This window comes from Exiguobacterium sp. ZWU0009 (assembly GCF_000798935.2).
Lineage (GTDB): Bacteria > Bacillota > Bacilli > Exiguobacteriales > Exiguobacteriaceae > Exiguobacterium_A > Exiguobacterium_A acetylicum.
The window spans coordinates 1,066,113-1,084,169 of record NZ_CP018057.1 but is presented as its reverse complement, the minus strand read 5'-3'; the positions used below and the strand labels follow the sequence as shown (position 1 = coordinate 1,084,169).

Annotated in this window: 20 protein-coding genes; 3 read left to right on the top strand and 17 right to left on the bottom strand. The window is 47.9% G+C overall.

Going from position 1 to position 18,057, the window contains the following annotated elements; genetic code table 11:
- Positions 1 to 48 precede the first annotated feature (48 nt).
- From L985_RS05535 to L985_RS05510, 6 genes are all read right to left on the bottom strand, one after another.
- Positions 49 to 1,350 (bottom strand): pyrimidine-nucleoside phosphorylase, encoded by a 1,302-nt coding sequence (locus L985_RS05535; RefSeq protein ID WP_047391044.1) that lies wholly within the window; start codon positions 1,348 to 1,350, stop codon positions 49 to 51.
- 47 nt (positions 1,351 to 1,397) lie between these two features.
- Entirely contained in the window at positions 1,398 to 2,210 is an 813-nt protein-coding gene (locus L985_RS05530) for a purine-nucleoside phosphorylase (protein ID WP_029341181.1), read from the bottom strand.
- Between the two features lie 18 nt (positions 2,211 to 2,228).
- Positions 2,229 to 3,401, bottom strand: coding sequence for a phosphopentomutase (deoB, locus tag L985_RS05525; RefSeq protein ID WP_047391041.1), 1,173 nt, complete (start codon positions 3,399 to 3,401; stop codon positions 2,229 to 2,231).
- Positions 3,402 to 3,519: 118 nt separating this feature from the next.
- Complete coding sequence (xerD, locus tag L985_RS05520; RefSeq protein ID WP_047391039.1) at positions 3,520 to 4,404, bottom strand: site-specific tyrosine recombinase XerD; 885 nt, start codon at positions 4,402 to 4,404, stop codon at positions 3,520 to 3,522.
- A gap of 125 nt (positions 4,405 to 4,529) precedes the next feature.
- Complete coding sequence (gene fur / locus L985_RS05515; protein ID WP_023467675.1) at positions 4,530 to 5,012, bottom strand: ferric iron uptake transcriptional regulator; 483 nt, start codon at positions 5,010 to 5,012, stop codon at positions 4,530 to 4,532.
- Between the two features lie 101 nt (positions 5,013 to 5,113).
- Entirely contained in the window at positions 5,114 to 5,644 is a 531-nt protein-coding gene (locus tag L985_RS05510) for an NUDIX domain-containing protein (RefSeq protein ID WP_023467674.1), read from the bottom strand.
- Between the two features lie 165 nt (positions 5,645 to 5,809).
- Here L985_RS05510 and L985_RS05505 point away from each other — a divergent pair, with 165 nt between their 5' ends.
- Positions 5,810 to 6,664, top strand: coding sequence for an aldo/keto reductase (locus tag L985_RS05505; RefSeq protein WP_029341177.1), 855 nt, complete (start codon positions 5,810 to 5,812; stop codon positions 6,662 to 6,664).
- 67 nt (positions 6,665 to 6,731) lie between these two features.
- Positions 6,732 to 7,391: a type 1 glutamine amidotransferase domain-containing protein gene (locus L985_RS05500; RefSeq protein WP_023467672.1), complete on the top strand. Its 660-nt coding sequence runs from the start codon at positions 6,732 to 6,734 to the stop codon at positions 7,389 to 7,391.
- 63 nt (positions 7,392 to 7,454) lie between these two features.
- Here the strand turns inward: L985_RS05500 and L985_RS05495 are convergent, their stop codons facing one another.
- The 11 genes from L985_RS05495 to L985_RS05445 form a co-directional block, all read right to left on the bottom strand.
- Positions 7,455 to 8,072, bottom strand: coding sequence for a hypothetical protein (locus L985_RS05495; RefSeq protein ID WP_029341176.1), 618 nt, complete (start codon positions 8,070 to 8,072; stop codon positions 7,455 to 7,457).
- Between the two features lie 79 nt (positions 8,073 to 8,151).
- Positions 8,152 to 8,688 carry a PadR family transcriptional regulator gene (locus tag L985_RS05490; RefSeq protein ID WP_023467670.1) on the bottom strand — a complete coding sequence of 179 codons (537 nt, stop codon included), beginning with the start codon at positions 8,686 to 8,688 and terminating at the stop codon, positions 8,152 to 8,154.
- 161 nt (positions 8,689 to 8,849) lie between these two features.
- Positions 8,850 to 9,434: an NUDIX hydrolase gene (locus L985_RS05485; RefSeq protein WP_029341174.1), complete on the bottom strand. Its 585-nt coding sequence runs from the start codon at positions 9,432 to 9,434 to the stop codon at positions 8,850 to 8,852.
- On the bottom strand, positions 9,431 to 10,012 hold the full coding sequence (locus L985_RS05480) for a CDP-alcohol phosphatidyltransferase family protein (protein WP_023467668.1): 582 nt from the start codon (positions 10,010 to 10,012) through the stop codon (positions 9,431 to 9,433). Before L985_RS05480 ends, L985_RS05485 begins: the two co-directional genes overlap by 4 nt.
- Before the next feature lies 1 nt (position 10,013).
- Positions 10,014 to 10,901, bottom strand: a complete 888-nt coding sequence (locus L985_RS05475) for an ABC transporter ATP-binding protein (protein WP_047391035.1) — start codon at positions 10,899 to 10,901, stop codon at positions 10,014 to 10,016.
- Positions 10,873 to 11,619: an ABC transporter permease subunit gene (locus L985_RS05470; protein ID WP_029341172.1), complete on the bottom strand. Its 747-nt coding sequence runs from the start codon at positions 11,617 to 11,619 to the stop codon at positions 10,873 to 10,875. The genes L985_RS05475 and L985_RS05470 overlap by 29 nt, the downstream gene beginning before the upstream one ends.
- A complete protein-coding gene (locus tag L985_RS05465; RefSeq protein ID WP_047391032.1) occupies positions 11,616 to 12,374 on the bottom strand; it encodes an ABC transporter permease family protein in 759 nt (252 codons plus the stop codon). The genes L985_RS05470 and L985_RS05465 overlap by 4 nt, the downstream gene beginning before the upstream one ends.
- Entirely contained in the window at positions 12,361 to 13,557 is a 1,197-nt protein-coding gene (locus L985_RS05460; RefSeq protein WP_029341170.1) for an ABC transporter substrate-binding protein, read from the bottom strand. The genes L985_RS05465 and L985_RS05460 overlap by 14 nt, the downstream gene beginning before the upstream one ends.
- Positions 13,558 to 13,576: 19 nt before the next feature.
- A complete protein-coding gene (locus L985_RS05455) occupies positions 13,577 to 14,335 on the bottom strand; it encodes an SDR family NAD(P)-dependent oxidoreductase (RefSeq protein WP_029341169.1) in 759 nt (252 codons plus the stop codon).
- A complete protein-coding gene (locus L985_RS05450) occupies positions 14,335 to 15,306 on the bottom strand; it encodes an MBL fold metallo-hydrolase (RefSeq protein ID WP_047391023.1) in 972 nt (323 codons plus the stop codon). The genes L985_RS05455 and L985_RS05450 overlap by 1 nt, the downstream gene beginning before the upstream one ends.
- Positions 15,307 to 15,479: 173 nt before the next feature.
- The gene (locus L985_RS05445) at positions 15,480 to 16,919 is read right to left on the bottom strand and encodes an NADP-dependent glyceraldehyde-3-phosphate dehydrogenase (RefSeq protein ID WP_029341167.1); all 1,440 of its coding nucleotides are present in this window, start codon (positions 16,917 to 16,919) and stop codon (positions 15,480 to 15,482) included.
- A gap of 218 nt (positions 16,920 to 17,137) precedes the next feature.
- Here L985_RS05445 and L985_RS05440 point away from each other — a divergent pair, with 218 nt between their 5' ends.
- Positions 17,138 to 18,016, top strand: coding sequence for a chemotaxis protein CheV (locus tag L985_RS05440; RefSeq protein ID WP_029341166.1), 879 nt, complete (start codon positions 17,138 to 17,140; stop codon positions 18,014 to 18,016).
- Positions 18,017 to 18,057 lie beyond the last annotated feature (41 nt).

Sequence of the window (18,057 nt, the reverse complement as noted above, 5' to 3'; positions counted from 1 at the left end):
AAGAGTAGCGGACGAAGTCCACTACTCAGATATTGCTTATCGGATGGATTACTGGATGACAGCGTGAACGAGCGGACGTGCTTCCGGTTTCGTTTCACTGATATGGTATGCGTGATCCATTTTTTCGATTGCTTGGTCGAGCGTTTCTTTGTTTGAACGAAGCGTTGCGATGACATCGCCGACTTCAACATGATCGCCGACTTTCTTGTGCAACGTGACGCTTGCTGCGTGATCGATCTCATCTGCTTTCGTCGCGCGTCCTGCACCGAGGATCATCGCTGCAACACCGACTTCGTCAGCGATGATTTCAGAGACGTAACCCGCTTTTGAAGCAACGAATGTTTTTTCGTATTTCGTTTCAAGTGCTTTTGTCATGTCGTCAACGAGTGAAGCGTCGCCACCTTGAGCTGCGATGAACTTCTTGAAGACGTCAAGTGCTGCTCCGTTACCGAGACGTGTTTCGAGATCCGCATATGCTTCATCGAACGTCGGGTAGAACTCACCGAGGACTGCCATGTGTGAAGCGATTGTCAAGGCGATGACTTTTAAGTCACGGACATCTTTTCCTTGAAGGACTTCGATCGCTTCTTTGACTTCGTTTGCGTTACCGATTTCAAAGCCGAGCGGCTGATCCATGTCCGTAATGACAGCAACTGTCTTACGATTGACACTCTTACCGATTGAGACCATCTCTGTCGCGAGTGCTTTTGCATCTTCGAACGATTTCATGAAAGCACCAGAACCCGTCTTAACGTCAAGTACGATGCTGTCTGCTCCCGCTGCAATCTTTTTCGACATGATTGAACTTGCGATCAACGGGATCGAGTTGACTGTCGCCGTAACATCACGAAGGGCGTAAAGTTTTTTGTCTGCAGGCGTCAGGTTACCCGTTTGACCGATGATTGCCATCTTAATGTCGTTGACTTGTGAGACGAACGCTTCTTCTGAAAGCTCGACGTCAAAACCAGGGAACGCTTCGAGTTTGTCGATTGTTCCACCAGTATGACCGAGTCCACGACCGCTCATCTTCGCAACCGGAATACCGATTGACGCAACGAGTGGTGCAACGATCAGACTGATCTTGTCACCAACACCGCCTGTCGAGTGTTTGTCGACTTTTTTTCCGTGGATACGCGAAAGGTCGATCACGTCACCCGAGTTGACCATCGCCATCGTTAAATCAGCGATTTCACGATCTGACATTCCTTGATAGAAAATCGCCATCGACATCGCTGACATTTGGTAATCTGGAATCTCACCGTTCGTGAATCCTTCTACCATTGCTTGAATATCAGCTGTTGCGAGTTCGCCACCGTCTCGTTTTGTTGCAATCAAATCTACCATACGCATAATCTAGTTCCTCCTCAGGAGTGGTTTGTGAGTTTTAAAAACAGTCGTTACATTTTTTTGATCGAACCGCGAACGAGTGATAGGAAGTGTGCCCGGACACGTTCTGTCGTTTCGATGACTTCATCATGGTGTAACGGTTGATCGAGAATACCTGCTGCCATGTTCGAGACACACGAAATCCCGAGGACCCGCATATCGGAATGACGGGCAACGATGACTTCAGGGACCGTCGACATACCGACGACGTCGCCACCAAGCATCCGTGCCATCTTGACTTCTGCTGGCGTCTCATACGTTGGACCTGTGTTTCCGAAATAGACACCTTGACGGACACGAATTCCGAGTTCGTCCGCTGTTTCTTGTGCAAGACGAAGTAATTCTGCATCATACGGCTTCGACATATCCGGGAAACGTGGTCCCATCTCGTCGACGTTCTTACCGATCAACGGATTCGTACCGAAGAAGTTGATGTGATCCGTGATCAACATCAAATCACCCGGTTCGAACGCTTCGTTACAAGCGCCGGCTGCGTTCGTGACGATCAATGTCTCGACGCCGATCGCTTTCATGACGCGGACTGGAAACGTGACCATATCCATCGAATATCCTTCGTAGAAGTGGAATCGTCCTTGCATCGCAACGACTTGTTTCCCTTCAAGTGTTCCGAAGACGAGTTGTCCTGCGTGTCCTTCGACCGTTGATACCGGGAAGTTCGGGATTTCATGGTATGGAATTGCGATCGGGTTTTCGATCTCATCCGCGAGGACACCAAGTCCTGAACCGAGAATCAATCCGATCTCCGGTTTTGCCTGCATCTTGCTTTCTAAAAACGAACGTGTTTCATTCCAGTTGACTGTCATCTGAATCGCTCCCTCGAATTAAAGTTCTGTTAAAAAGCTTGTTCCATGTGCCGGCATTTTGACGCCGAAGTTTTCTGCGACCGTCGCTCCAAGATCAGCGAACGTCTCACGGATACCGAGCGGTTTTGCGACACCATTTTTATGGTAAGCAAGCAGCGGTACGTATTCCCGAGTATGGTCTGTCCCAGCATGAACCGGATCGTTTCCGTGGTCAGCCGTGATGATCAAGAGATCGTCTTCTTTTAAGCGATCAAACACTTCCGGAAGACGTGCATCGAACTCTTCGAGCGCTTGTCCATAACCTTGTGGATCACGACGGTGTCCGAACAACGCATCGAAATCGACGAGGTTCAAGAAGCAAAGTCCGTTGAAATCACGATCGAGTTGCGTCACGAGTTGATCCATTCCGTCCATGTTCGACTTCGTACGGATCGCATCCGTGACGCCCTCGCCGTCGTAGATATCAGCAATCTTACCGAGCGAGATGACATCAAGTCCTGCTGTCTCGAGTTCATTCATGACCGTCCGGTCGAATGGTTTGAGTGCATAGTCGTGGCGGTTCGCTGTCCGGACCCACGCCCCTGCTTCACCAAGGAATGGACGTGCGATGATGCGACCGAGCATGTACGGGTCATCCCGCGTGATGTCGCGTGCATATTCACAAATCCGGTACAACTCTTCTAACGGCACGACTTCTTCGTGTGCTGCGATCTGAAGGACGGAGTCTGCTGACGTATAGACGATCAACGCCCCCGTCTCGACATGCTCTTGTCCAAGTTCGTCGAGGATTTCCGTACCAGAAGCCGGTTTGTTCCCGATGATCTTCCGTCCTGAGAACTCTTCTAAGCGATGAATCAAATCATCCGGGAACTTTTCAAAGACACGGAATGGTGTATCGATCCGCAGACCCATGATCTCCCAGTGCCCTGTCATCGTATCTTTCCCTGCAGATACTTCCTGCATTTTTCCGTATGCCGCAAGCGGTGCTTCTTCAGCTGAGACACCTTCGATCGGTTCGATATGCGAGAGACCGAGTTTTGCCATATTCGGCATATTGAGTCCGTTGCGTTCACGCGCGATATGACCGAGCGTATGTGAACCAAGATCTCCGAACTGTTCAGCGTCCGGTGCTTCTCCGATTCCTACGGAGTCCATGACGACCAAAAATACACGTTTAAATGATTGAGCCATTTGCTGTTCCTCCTATATACGAGCTGTAGTTGTGCGATTCCCGTTACGATTTTTCCCGGAAAGAGACTAGACAAAACGCATCATTTGTCTGAAGTCAGACCTTTAAAAGATAGAACCATCATGCTCGTGGATGATGTTTCTTATACACGTCGTGGAGTCGTGCTTTGTTAACGTGTGTATACATTTGTGTCGTTGACAAATCAGCGTGTCCTAGCATCTCTTGTACGACGCGTAAATCGGCACCATTTTCAAGTAGATGGGTCGCAAACGAATGGCGCAAGACGTGCGGCGTGATCTCTTTTTCGATCCCCGCTTCCTTTGCTCGTCGTTTAATCATCTTCCAAAACCCTTGCCGTGACAAACGATCACCGCGACTGTTTAAGAAGACGTCGTCCGTCTGTTGACCACCAAGACTGTTACGCGCAAGATCCAGATACGTCCTAACGCTTTCAATCGATGTCGTACTCATCGGGATGATCCGGGATTTGTTCCCTTTCCCAAGACACGACAGATACCCGAGTTCGAGTTGCAAATCGTTCAACTTCAATTGGAGCAGTTCGCTGACGCGCATGCCTGTTCCATAGAGAAGCTCAAGCATTGCTGCATCTCGTCGTGTAAGCGGATCGACACCGACGACCGAATCAAGCAAGCGTTCGACGTCCGTTTGACTCCAGACGACCGGCAACTTTTTCTCCGGTTTCGGTAAATCAAGATGACGAGACGGATCATGTGTTGCAAGTCTCTCTTCGATCAAATATTGATGGAACGAACGGATTGAGCTCGTCGCCCGGCGAACCGTCGATCGTGACTTTCGTGCTTCAAGCAATCGTTCAATATGGTCGACGATATGATGTCGGTGAACCTGTTCGAACGAGGAAACTTCCGCTTTTTCGAGCGTCTGTAAGTATTGATTTAAATCATTTCGATACGCAGCTGCCGTATTCGCGGACATTTGCCGTTCAATCACTAAATAATTGATAAATGCTTCCAGTTGTTCACGCACTGAACTCATCCTCTTCGTTTACGAAATCGCTTACTTTCCCATCATATCAAAGGTGTAAACCGTTGTGAAGAGGTCTGACCTATAAAAATTGAAAAAGAAAAACCATCCGAAATTTCGTCGGACGGTCAGACTGTTTGTGTTTGCGATTGTTCCAACGCTTCCCGAGCATGACGCTCTTGGCAGACACGGCAGACGCCATGGAATGTCAGGCGGTGATCCTTGATTTTAAAGTGGAATCGGGACACGATTTCTTTCTCTACTTCTTCCAGCATATCGTCTAAAATCTCTTCGACGGATCCACATTCGATACAGACGAGATGGTGATGCGAATGACTCGCACCTTCTTGTCGTAAATCAAATCGGGATACGCCATCTCCGAAGTTGACTTTATCAACGACTTCAAGCTCCGTCAATAATTCAAGCGTCCGGTAAACCGTCGCAAGTCCGATGTCGGAGTTCTTTTCTTTTACAAGGAGAAAGACATTTTCGGCACTGAGGTGATCCGACTCATGTTCGAGCAGGACACGCACAGTCGCTTCACGTTGGGGAGTCAGCTTATATCCTTTACCGCTTAGCTGTTTTTTGATGCGTTCTACACGACTTTCCATCATAACGCCCCCTTTGTTCGAACTGATGCTATTATCATAGCTGATAATCAGTCTTTTTTCAAATTAAAATGATTATCAACTGAAAATCATTTAAATGAGAATCATTTTAAAGTACGGATCTGCCAATGCTGAATTGCCATGATCGTCTTCGCATCAACGATCGTTCCATTTGCAACGAGTTCGAGCGCCTCTTCGAGCTTCAATGTCTTATTCTCAAGGAACTCATCCTCATCGAGTTGACGATCACCGGCAGTCAGACCAATCGCTTCATAAATATGTACACGCTCACTACAGAAACCAGGCGCACCGTAAAAATCAAAGACATGTCGTAACTCTTTCGCGACGTATCCTGTTTCTTCCTTTAATTCTCGTCCGGCACAATCGAGTGGATCTTCACCCTTTTCGAGTTTTCCTGCTGGAATCTCGATCGATAGACTTTCAAATGCTTTTCGGTACTGTTCCACGACGATTAGATCACCTTGTTCATCAAAAGCAATGATCGCGACGGCACCATTATGATAGACCAGTTCACGGACGGACGTATTGCCGTTCGGTAACGTGACGACGTGTTTCTCGACATCAAAGACTTTTCCTTCATAAATCACTTCACGTTCAATCGTTTTTTCTTCCATCATGTATGCCCCATTTCTATTCTAGTTTCGTTCACTGTCATGATTAGTATGCCGTTTCCGACGTATTGCCGCAAGACTTCGAAACCGTCTTTTTCATCAGATATGATACACTAGAATGCAGAAGTTCCAAACTTACAGTTCATATAAGAAAAGAGGGAATTGAACATGTCATTAGGATTAGGTACGATGACGATCTTAAAGCGCGGCCAGGAAGAAGCAACGGCAATCCTGCGGACGGCACTTGATGCTGGAATCACGCACTTCGATACAGCGGACGTCTATGCGAACGGAGCGGTCGAATCCATCATCGGTCAAACCTTCTCACAAGAGGATCGAAGTCGTTTATTCCTTGCCTCAAAAGGTGGGAATCGGATGAACGCGACCGGAACCGGTTGGACATGGGATCCGAGTTATGACTATTTGAAACAAGCCTGTCTTGAAAGTTTGAATCGTCTTGAAACCCCTTATCTCGACCTGTATTACGTCCACGGCGGCACGATTGATGATGATATCGATGCATCAATCCGCGCAATGGAAGATTTAAAAGCAGAGGGGAAAATCAAGGAATATGGTCTGTCGTCACTGCGGCCGAATGTCATCGAATATTGGCTCGAGCATAGTAATTTCTCTTACTTGATGACGCCTTATTCGTTGCTCGATCGTCGCATCGAAGAGTTGTTACCACGCTTAAAAGAGAAAAACATCCAAGTCGTCGCTCGTGGTCCACTAGCAAAAGGTCTCTTGACACATGAGAGTGCTTCACGCCTGCAGTCGGTTGATCGGTTCGAACAATTCGATAAGGAAACGCTTGAGGCAAGTCTACAAAAACTTCAAGATTTCCCGCTTCCGGCGCTTGCATTGCAAGCCATCGATCAACAGGTCGACATCGTCCTTCCTGGTGCATCGAGCGTGTCACAACTTCAGTCAAACGTCCAAGCGATGAAAGAGTCGATCTCGCAAGCTCAAATCGACCAGGCACTTGCTTCACTACCGATTCATCACTATACCGAACACCGGTGAGGTTTAACTCTTCATTTCTCCGGGAAACTCCTTCTTTGTAACGTTCATACAGAGGAGGAGTTTTATTATGGCTCGTATTTTAATCGTATCAACAAGCGCAGATGACATGAATGGTCACAAAACAGGATTATGGTTCGAGGAGTTCGCAGCACCATACAACCTGTTCAAGGATGCAGGACATGACGTGACAGTCACGTCGATCAAAGGTGGCGACGTCCCGATCGATAAAGCATCGATCGTTAAAGAAATCTTGCCGAAATTCCAAGATGCACGCCGTGCGTTGCACGACACGAAAGCACTCTCGGAAGTCGATCCAGCATCGTTTGATGCCGTTTACTTCCCAGGGGGTCACGGTGCGGTCGTTGATTTCCCGAATAACCCACAAGTGGCGGGTGCCATTGAAGCCGTCATCAAAAAAGATGGCGTCGTCGCTTCAGTTTGTCATGGTCCTGCTGCCTTTGCGCACGTCATGATCGATGGCAAACCATTCGTATCAGGTCGTCAAATCAACGGCTTTACGGATGAAGAGGAAAAATCAACAGGTCTCGAAGATAAAGTACCATTCTTGCTCGAGACGACACTTCGCGGTGAAGGAGCTACTTTCCTGACATCGGATGCAGGTAAAGAATTCGCCGTCATCGACGGCAATGTCGTCACAGGACAAAACCCGGCTTCAAGTGAAGCAGTCGCAAAACTAGTCCTCGCGAAACTCGCGACACAAGCTTAATAGATAGTATTCATACAAAATGGAGCACGCGACATCATGTCGCATGCTCCATTTTTTCATACGTTATAGACGGTGAAGTGAATCCAATCGTTCGAGATCAGCTTCTGTCTCACGTGTTTTTTGTTCGAGTCGCTTTAACTCGTCCTCGAGTTGTTGTTGTTGAGCTTGCAATGCAGATCGTTCTTCCTCTGTATAGGAACGTGATACTTCTTTTTCTTTGAGATACCACCACTTTTTGACCTTTTGAGGTGGCGGTCCGAGTTCAATCTGTTGCTCATGTTGTTGAACTTCCTCCATTTGTTCCGCATGCGCCAATTGAAGCTGCTCTAATTCCGCCTCATAGGCAGTTTGTCTAGCTTCAAGAATCGGTGTCAGGTACGCGAGGATATGCGCAGTAAAGTCTCGCTCGACGACTCGTCGTAATACATCTCGACGAAGGGAGGCTTCCGAATTGCCTATGGCATTCTCCCACACGCTCGGATCCGCTTGTTCTAGAATCTCTTCTTCTTCCGCTTCTCCGAGCCAACGTAGTTTCAGTAACAACGGTTCAAGTAGTGCTTCTTCTACATACGCCGTGAATTGCGAATACGACGTTGCTTCTCGTGTCAACGGTTCCTGATGTAAGCGAAATAAGGCTTCCGCTTCTTCTTCAATCCAGTCTTCGTAATCATTAAAATACATCGTTTAGCTCCTTACTTCATATCATCAAAAACAACACTGGCTCGAATCCGCCACCTACATGACGATCGAGCCAGTGTTGTTAGACGTTTGCTTCGTTTTTTTTGATTTCCGCGATTGCCCAGTCACACCAATCCAAGTAATTCAACATCATACGCAAGCCATACTCACTCGTCAAGGTCTCCCCTAGTGTTGCACCGTTCTCGAGATGATCGTGACGCCAACTATGCATCATCTCGACGGCAAATTGATGGTGTCGCTTCGACTCTTCCAAATAAGCAACGGCTTCCTCTGGTGGGAGCAGATGCAAAAGCGACACCCGCATCAGGTTCTCATCCTTCATCTTCGGTTTGAATTCATTCGGTGTACGTAACCATTCAACGAGCTCCGTACGCCCTTTATCGGTGATGGAATAGACTTTCTTGTCCGGCAAGTCTTCTTGGACGATATGGACACTCGTCACGAGTTCTGCTTCTTCCATCTTTAACAACTCTCGGTATATTTGTGTATGATGTGCGGTCCAGAAGTGGATCATCTGTTTTTTAAAAGTCGCGCTTAAATCATAACCGGTCGCTTCCCCTTGGGTCAGCAGCCCGAGTAGTGCAAATCGTAATGCCACTGGCTGCACCTTCTTTCCTTCTTTTGTATATATACTTAATTATCTCAAATATATCTTAATTTCGCTACTCTTGCGTCGAACGAATGTACGATTAAAAAAGACCTGCGAGCGAAATCACATTCGATCGTAGGTCTTCATGCGTTATTGCTTTTCGATTGTTTCTATTTACGTAATTGCTCGATTCCTTGTCGTACATGTCTCCAGTAAGAAGAAGGATGCGGAACGAATTGACGACGATCGAACCATTCGCCTGTCGTGTCCTGAATGCGCTCGATGGACTCGTCAGCGATTCGTTCAAACTGCTCGATTGGAAAAGCAATCAATCGCTTCACTTCTGTTTCCTGGAGGACGTATGCGTCTATCGCTTGATCACTTTGAGCAAGAAAGACATGGCATCGCTCACAGTCCCAAAGCGACGCATCCCGAAACTCCTCTTCCTGGATGCCAAGCGGTATCAATTGATCCAATGTACACGTCAAACCAATCTCTTCCTCGAGTTCCCGGACACCATCCTCGATTGTCTCATTCGCAAGCAAATGACCGGCTGCCGTGATATCGATCATTCCTGGAAAGTCCTTCTTTTGTTCAGAGCGTTGCTGGAGCAACACGACGTCCCGCTTTGGATCATAAACGAAACAATGAAACGTTTCGTGCCACAAGCCGTTTGCGTGGACTTCCGAGCGCGGACGAGGTCCGAGCAGGTTGCCCGCTCGATCTACTGTCATGATCATCTCTTGTTCACTCATCGTAACACCTTCGAAGCTTGATGGAATCGCTCTCCGACCGTATAGAGTTCAGCAATCAAAAAGACGATTGCGATCCAAATGATGGCGCTTGGGAACAGAATCATCGCTGTCAGGAATAAAAATCCTTCCGTCCGTTCGACGAGTCCTGGTTGATATTGAAACGACTTGTAGCCGTAATTTTCACTGACCGCTCCGATTGCAAGGAACATCGTCATGCCAATTACGAATGATGCGACGAGCAACAGAATGACGACCTGCGTTTCCGGAAATCGGAGTGCAAGACCAATCAATACTGACAGCTCGACGATTCGGTCGAGAACAAGGTCAAGAATCGTGCCGATCGGAGTCGTCTTCTCTTTTCGTGCCATCGTTCCGTCGATGACATCGAGCATGCCCGAGATCCATAACAAGACAATCGCTGTTCCCATCATGTCGTTATAGACGAAAAAGCCTGTTGCACCACCGATGATACCGGAAATAATCGTCACCTGCGTTGCCGATAATCCGATTTTCTTAAATAAGGTCGCCCCTTGATCAAATAGGGGTTGAACGATTTTACGCGCACGCGTATCTAACATATCACCCCTCCTTTCTAACGATATACCCTTCTTTCACCTGAATCGTCTCGTCTGAAGAGAGCACGAGACGTTCTCCGGACGCCCGTTCTACTTCGTAGAAACGTACACCGTATTGAATGAGTTCTTTTGTAATCGTAACACGTTCATCCGTTTCCTTCGTCGGTCTTGAGACCAAGTTGACTGCCGTCAACGGATGCCATGTTTCTTCAATCTGAATGCCTTCGCCAAAAAACGGACTTGTCTGGCTAAGCGTAATTGGTGTACCATGATCGACGATTCGCCCCTGTTCTAAGACATATACCACATCCGCCATCGCCATTGCCTCTTCCCGGTCGTGTGTGACAAGGAGTGTCGTGACACCTTGTTCCTCGGTCAACTTCCGAATCAATGTCCGAAGTTCCCGTCGTCTCGGTACATCTAGACTCGAGAACGGTTCATCGAGCAACAAGAAGTCCGGTTGACTTGCTAGCGCACGAGCTAAGCTTGCCCGCTGTTGTTCACCCCCTGAGAGTTCGTGGACGGCACTTTTTTCTCTTCCCTCGAGTCCCACGCGATGTAACCAGGATTTGAGCTCGATTGATGTTAATTGTTTTGCACCGAGACGGATGTTCTGTTCTACGTTCAAATGTGGGAACAATAGAGACCGTTGAAACATCATCGTCACACCACGTTGATTCGGCGAAAGAACAGTGACATCTCGATCCCCGAATTGAATCACTCCACTCGTCACACGTTCAAGACCCGCAATCAGCCGGAGTAGCGTCGTCTTCCCACTACCGCTCGGTCCAACTAATGCCACACATTGTCCAGACGCGATCTTTAAATCGATATCAGATAATACACGCTTCGTTCCAAATCGTTTATTGACTTGTTGTATCGTGACTTCCATTTAAACGCCTCCGTACGATTCGTATCCAACTAGAAAAAATAACGGCTTGCAACGCATAAAAGAGAACGGGCAACCCGATCAACCACAGTGTCGCGAGACGCGCCGCCCCTTGAGAATTACCGGAATACGCCGGGAACACCTCCAGTGCGATCATGCGGACGATCCCACCACCGATTAACGCCACCAGTGCATACTGACTGATCGTGATCACCGTGACGAGCAACGTCACGGATTGTAGCGTCGATCGAAGCATAGGACCCGTCAAATAGAACCAACGTTTGAATCGATTCCCCTCGATCAAAACCATCTGTTCGAGCATCCGTTCCCCGAGCGCCTGAAATCCGTTCGTGTACAAGCGAACTGTATATGGCAAGGTCGGCAGAAGTAACACGAGCAGGACACCGAAAAACCGATCTGCTAGACCAAGACGAATCCATGTCAAATAAAGACCAAAGGACAGCAACAAGACAGGAACAAACAACGGTAAACTGATCAAGAACTCCGCTATACGAACACGTTTCCCCGCTTGAAAGGCAATCGCTTTTCCTGCCATGTATCCGAAGAGATGATTCAACAACACGACGGCACAGATCATCGCGACCGTCGTACCAAGCGTCGCTTCAAGACGCGGATTCCAGTTCCACTTCCCCGGAATCAATCCGATCAAGGGGACGATGAACAGGAGCACGACGAATACAGTAGTACTAATTTTTTTCATTCGCTCCGCCCCCTACTAATCTTCGCTGCCAGTGGGCGTGTCAAACCAGTCATGAGCAACAAGAGGAAGAAAAGTCCTCCCGTCAAAACGACACTCATCACAAAAGCGAGTGGTTGCTCTGATAAATCGCCTTGTGTATATAAATCGAACGCATAGACTCCGAGTAATTTCGGATAGGTCACACCAAGTAATGCAGGGATTTCATATGCGAACAGGATGAAGGCAAGTAAAATAAAAGCTGCTTCTAGCATCGGTACAAGTAAAAATACACCTCGCGCATGCCAAAAACGGCGCACCGGTGACAAACCGAGCATCGTACCGAGCTCTTGATAACGTGGATCAAGACGCCGGACCACCGGTAAGAGATAAAAAAAGACGAACGGAATTTCTTTATATAGATACGTCAGGATGACACTAAAATAATTCCCTTCGTGCGGTCCAATGACAGGCACATCACTGAGATAGAGGATGGCGAGATACGCCGCTCCTAGATGAGGAATGAATAACGGAATCGCAAGTAACGCGGCTAGTCGTGTTCTGCTCAAGAGCCGAGCGAGCACTACACCAATGATCAGCGCGAGCACCGTACTGACAATCGCCACGTAACTACTGACGGCTAGACTTTCTAAAAAGACATCATCCGTCAGTAGCTCGCGGTAATCAGCAGGTGAAGTCATCGAGACACTTACCCATAACCCATATAAGACCATGCCTGCCATCAAGATGGCGGCGGGATATGCGTTACCGCGCCACACGAGACGGCCATTCCTTACGGATCATCTCAAAGATGGACGGGTCGAGTTCCGTCCGGACCTTTCCTTCAAAGACACTCGGTTTCGGTGTTGACGGTGCAGCCGGTACATCAGCGAACTGTTTTTGTTCTGCCGTATCAAGTGTCGATAAATCAAGACTTGAACCGTCTCCCCAGTAAGTTGCATCATATTTTTTCAACTGCGCCTCTGGTGACAACAAGGTGTTGATCGCAACGAGTGCACCTTTCGGGTTCGGTGCATTAAACGGTACAGAAAGGAAATGTGTCGACGCGATTGAGCCCTCCTTCAAGACGATTGGACGTGTTTGTTTCGGGAACGTACCTGACTTCACTTCTTGTTCTGCCCGTCGTTCGTTGAAGCCCATCGTAAAGTCGACGTCTCCTTTTGCGTATAACTGATCAAGTTGCGCAAGCGTTTTTGGATACGTCTTCCCTTTTTTCCAAAGATATGGCTTGATTTCGTTCAAGTAAGCCCATGTCTTCTTAAAATCTGCTTTTGGATCCTTTAACGTTTCATTCGATTCGACACCATACATGACATGGCGGACGAAGGCATTCCCCGTAAAGTCCGTCACTTCCGGATAAGTGAAGCGCCCTGGATTCTCCTTGACCCAAGACTTCAACGCTTTCAAGTCGGTCGGTGGCGACTTCACATCGGCTGCGTCATAGTGCAACGTGTATTGGACTTTCCCCCACGCGGCTTCCAAACCTTCTGTTTTTGTGCCGCTATCTGAACTTTGCGCGGCAGCATCGACATACTTCATGTTCGGGAGGACTTTCGTGATTTCGCCATACAGTAAATCATCTTTTTTAGCATTTAAAAAATTATCGCCATTGATCCAGACGACATCGATGACACCTTTTTCCTTACCTGCCTGCTTCTCAGCACGCAGTTTTTGAATGATATCCGCCGTCTCGATTGGAACCCGTTCTAAGGTGATGTTGTGTTCCTTCTTCAGACGCGGTGCTACGTACTCATCGATGTAGGCATTGATGCCGTCATCGCCGCCCCACATGTACATCCGAACCGTTGATTTTTCCGCTTCTTTTTCAATCGTCTGATATGAAGTCTCTAAGACATTTTTCGGTTCCGGTGTTGCATCCGGTGTCCCACATCCTGCAAGCAGGGTACTTAAGGCAAGAAAGCTGATTACTTTTGTTTTCATTCGTTGTTCTCCTCCGTCATCACTTTTTGTCGAAACCTGATTTTCCTAACCACTCAATCAGCTGCGGCATAACGCCGTATCCTTTTGCCGAAAGCTCCATCCACCATGGTGCATTGACTTCTCGCTTGCGGCGCCGCATCGCCCGAACGACGGTCTGTGCAAGTTGTTCTTTTGATAAGACGATCGAAGCGACGTTTTTTTCATACTTTCGGCTAATGTCCGCTCTTACGAAAAATTCCGTCGCGATTGGTCCGGGATTAACCGTCATGACATGGATACCTTTTGGACGTAATTCCAGACGCAATGCATTCGAAAACTGTAACATTGCCGCTTTCGTCATGCAGTAGATCGTTGACTTCGGTGTCGGCAACTTGCCCGCCTGACTTGCAACATTGACGATCATGCCACCTTTTTTGAGTAATGGCAGACATGCTTTCGTTAAGCGAACGGGACTTAAGACATTGATTCGGTGCATCGACTCGATCGTTTCAATCGAGGTGTCGTCTAGGAAGCTGAATTCCCCGAAACCTGCGTTGTTAACCAACACATCAATGTATCCATAACGATCAGCCAACATCTGCGCCAGTGCTTCCGGCGCTTCTTCTAAATCATAGACAAAGTAGTGCGCTTGAAGTTCAGATGCTAATACTTGTAATCGCTCCTCGCGTCGTGCGACTAAAATCAAGTTCGCACCTTCTTTGTGTAAAGTACGGGCTAGCGCTTCCCCAAGACCACTCGAAGCTCCTGTGATGACGATTGTCCGGTTCATGAGTTGCATTAAACTTCCTCCATTTTCGAATAGTAGAGGATACCTGATCGTTTCTCAACCGTAATCGCACCACGTGCGACGAGCGTATCAAGGCGTGCCTTCATTTCACTCATGACGAGTGGGAATGATTTTTTTAATCGGTTACCATACGTCACTTGTGCTAATTCGAATAACGTGTGCTCTCCAGAAAAATACTTGAGTAGTTGATCGCCGCGCGCCTTGCGTTGCATCAACCGTTCTTCGACGAGTGACGCGACATCCCGAATCGGGGCACCGTGTCCGGTATACGCAATTCGAATGTGTTCACCTTGTAGTTTTTCTAAGGAGTCGAGGTACGCAAGGACAGGTCGTTTGACGAGCGCATCATCTCCTGGTTGCAGTTGTTCAAGCAACGGGTTCGGCTCGACCCGGTCGAGCAAATGATCGGCTGCGAACAACACACCATCATCACTTAGAATTCCGATTTGGTCACTCGCATGTCCTGGTAGTTCGATGACACGGTATCGCCCAGACGGTGTGATGGCGTCACCTTCTTGTAATGTGAAATCGAGCTGACCTTTCCCAAGCCATTTTAAGGCAGATTGATAGCTTGGTAACATTTCTTGAATGGCTGACGGAACACCAAACGATGTCGCCAATCGCTGCAAGAACGCATCTCCATTGTTCAAGAACGTCTCATCTTGCTCCAAGTACGGGCGTAACCGCGCATGTCCGTAAACCGGAATCCCTTTTTCTGAAAAGCGATGCGCCATCCCAGCGTGATCCGCATGGTGATGTGTCACGATGACACGATCGAGATCCTCGACTTGAAGATCATGTCGTGCCAAGATTTGTTGCATCGCTTGCCACGCTTCAAGTGTATCGGGGCCACAATCAATGAGGATGTTCTCCCCTTCTGTTCGTAATACGTAGCAGTTCACGTCTCCTACCGGAAATGGTGTCGGAATCGGAATCGAAATGATTTCGTCTGATACAGTCATGCCTACACGCCTCTTTTCTCTCGTCCATTTTCTTTCATTATAGAGAGAATGAAGCTATAGCGCCAAACTTTGTGCGTCAACGGATGACATTTGTTGTTTAGCATACGTTAGCGCTTCAAAAACGGATGCACAAAAAACCGACCTTTCCGCAGATTGAAAGGTCGGTTAACAACTTATTTTAAGTTAAGAACTGTTAATTTATCACGCGTCATCGAAGCGAGGCTTCGTCCGACACCTTGTACGCCGAGTCCCGATGATTTCACACCGATGAATGGGAAGTGGTCAGGACCACGTTCCGTCCGGCCATTGATTTGAACAGAACCAGTTTCAAGCGCATCTGCTACCGCAAACGCTGCATCGATGTTCTCTGTGAAGACACTTGCTTGAAGACCATACTCTGATTCGTTCGAGTACGCGATCATCTCGTCAACCGAGTTAACACGGATGATTGGGAGAACTGGTCCGAACGGCTCTTCCCAAGCAACGCGCATGTCGCGTGTCACATTGTCAAGAAGCGTTGGTTCAATCAAGTTTGCCGTACGTCCACCACCAATGACGAGCGTTGCACCTTTGTCAGTTGCATCCGTGATCAATCCTTCGACGAAATCCGCTGATTTCGTATCGATGAGTGGTACGACGACACTGTCTTGTTCAGGAGAACCGACTGTCAATTTCGCGATTCGCGTTTTAAGTTCTTCAATGAGTGCATCCGCTTGGTGATCAAGAACGAAGACGCGTTTGATTGCTGTACAACGTTGACCTGAGTAAGAGAACGCACCACTGATAATGTGATCTGCCGCAAGTGACAGGTTTGCATCTTCAAGGACGAGTGCTGGGTCTTTTCCGCCAAGTTCGAGGACGAGTGGAATCATTGCCGATTGACGAGACAAATGTTGCCCTGTTCCTGTACCACCAGTGAATGTAATCATGTTGATTCCTGGGTGAGCTGTCAAGTAATCACCGATGACCGATCCACGACCTGTGACGATATTGACGAGTCCAGCTGGAAGACCTGCTGCGACGAGTGCCTCGACCATCAAGATACCGCTGATCGAACCTTGTGTTGCTGGTTTGAAGACAACAGCGTTCCCTGTCATGAGTGCAGGTGCAAGTTTTGCTGCTGCCAAGTTGACTGGGTAGTTGAATGGTGAGATCGCAAGAACGACGCCGAGCGGTGCTTTTTTGATGACTGCGATTTTTTTCGCACTACCGCCAGGGAACGAATCCCCTTGCATCATCTGACCGTCGAAACGAAGACCTTCTTCCGCTGTGTAGCGAATGATTTCAGCTGTCCGTTTGACTTCTTTGACGCCATCCGCACGTCCTTTACCGACTTCGCGCATGATGACTTCACCGATTTCGTCGGCACGTTTCTCGAGTTCCGTTGCCCACGCATGAAGCAATTCAGCCCGTTTGTTTGCCGGTTGCTTTGCCCATTCTGCTTGTGCCGTTTTTGCTGAAGCGATGGCACGATCGACTTCTGGTTTCGTCATCGCTTGAACACGACCGACAAGATCCTCTTTATATGGTGAAGAGATTTCAATCGTCTCTTTTGATTCACTTTCATGCCATTGCCCATCTAGTAAAAATGTGTAGGTTGTTGCTGTAGTCATTCCACTCTACCTCCATTTATTTTTATCTCTCTCATTTCAGTGTGTGGCTGCATAGCTTATTGTAATCAATTGGTCAGACAAATGCCAAACTTTTTGCTTAACATATTATGAAAGCGATTACAACACTTTTTTTGTCAATTCAGAACTAGAATTTTTAGCGTAGCATGCCGATAACTAGTCAGAAGTGAAGTGAAGGTAATGGAAAGGGGCACAACCATATGTATAATCAGCACGATATTTTATTAGAAGCCGGTACGAATGAACTCGAGATCGTCATCTTCCATTGCGGTCCATATACGTTCGGAATCAACGTCATGAAGGTCCGGGAAATCATCGTTCCGCTCCCAATGACACCACTCCCAGGTACACCGGACGCTGTCAAAGGATTGATTGAACTGCGTGGCGAAGTCATGACAGTCATCGATTTGCCGACGGTCATCGGTGTTCCCCACGACGAAGCAACCGAGGATCGATTGATCATCTGTGAATTTAATGGAGAAAAGAGCGTCCTGCGTGTCGATTCCGTGACGGAAATCCGTCGTATCTCATGGGAGCAGATCGATACACCAAACGAACTCGCTCGTGGCATCGAAGGACTGACGAACGGTGTCGTCAAAACAGGCGACAAGATGATTATCCTGCTCGACTATGAAAAAATCGCACTTGAGCTCTCACGCAAGGATATCTTCGCCCGCGAAGAAGGACGACGCGTGCAGTCCCGTGACCGATCCGACAAAGTCATCTGGATTGCCGAAGACTCGGAAATGCTCCGGACATTGATCATCGAAACACTCGAGGAAGCCGGTTACCACGGACTGAAATGGTTCATCAACGGCAAAGAAGCCTTTGATGCTTTCGAACAAGGAAGTAACTGTGATCTCCTCATCACGGATATCGAGATGCCGAAGATGGATGGACTCCATTTGACAAAACGTCTTCGTGAGGACGATCGCTATGGTGAATTACCAATCATCGTCTTCTCGTCGTTGATTTCCGACGATTTACGTCATAAAGGCGAGTCCGTTGGTGTCAATGCACAAATCACGAAACCGGAAATCGGTCGTCTGATCGAGACAGTGGATTCTTACGTCTTGTAAATCAAAAAAAGCCGACATGAAGTCGGCTTTTACTATTTATT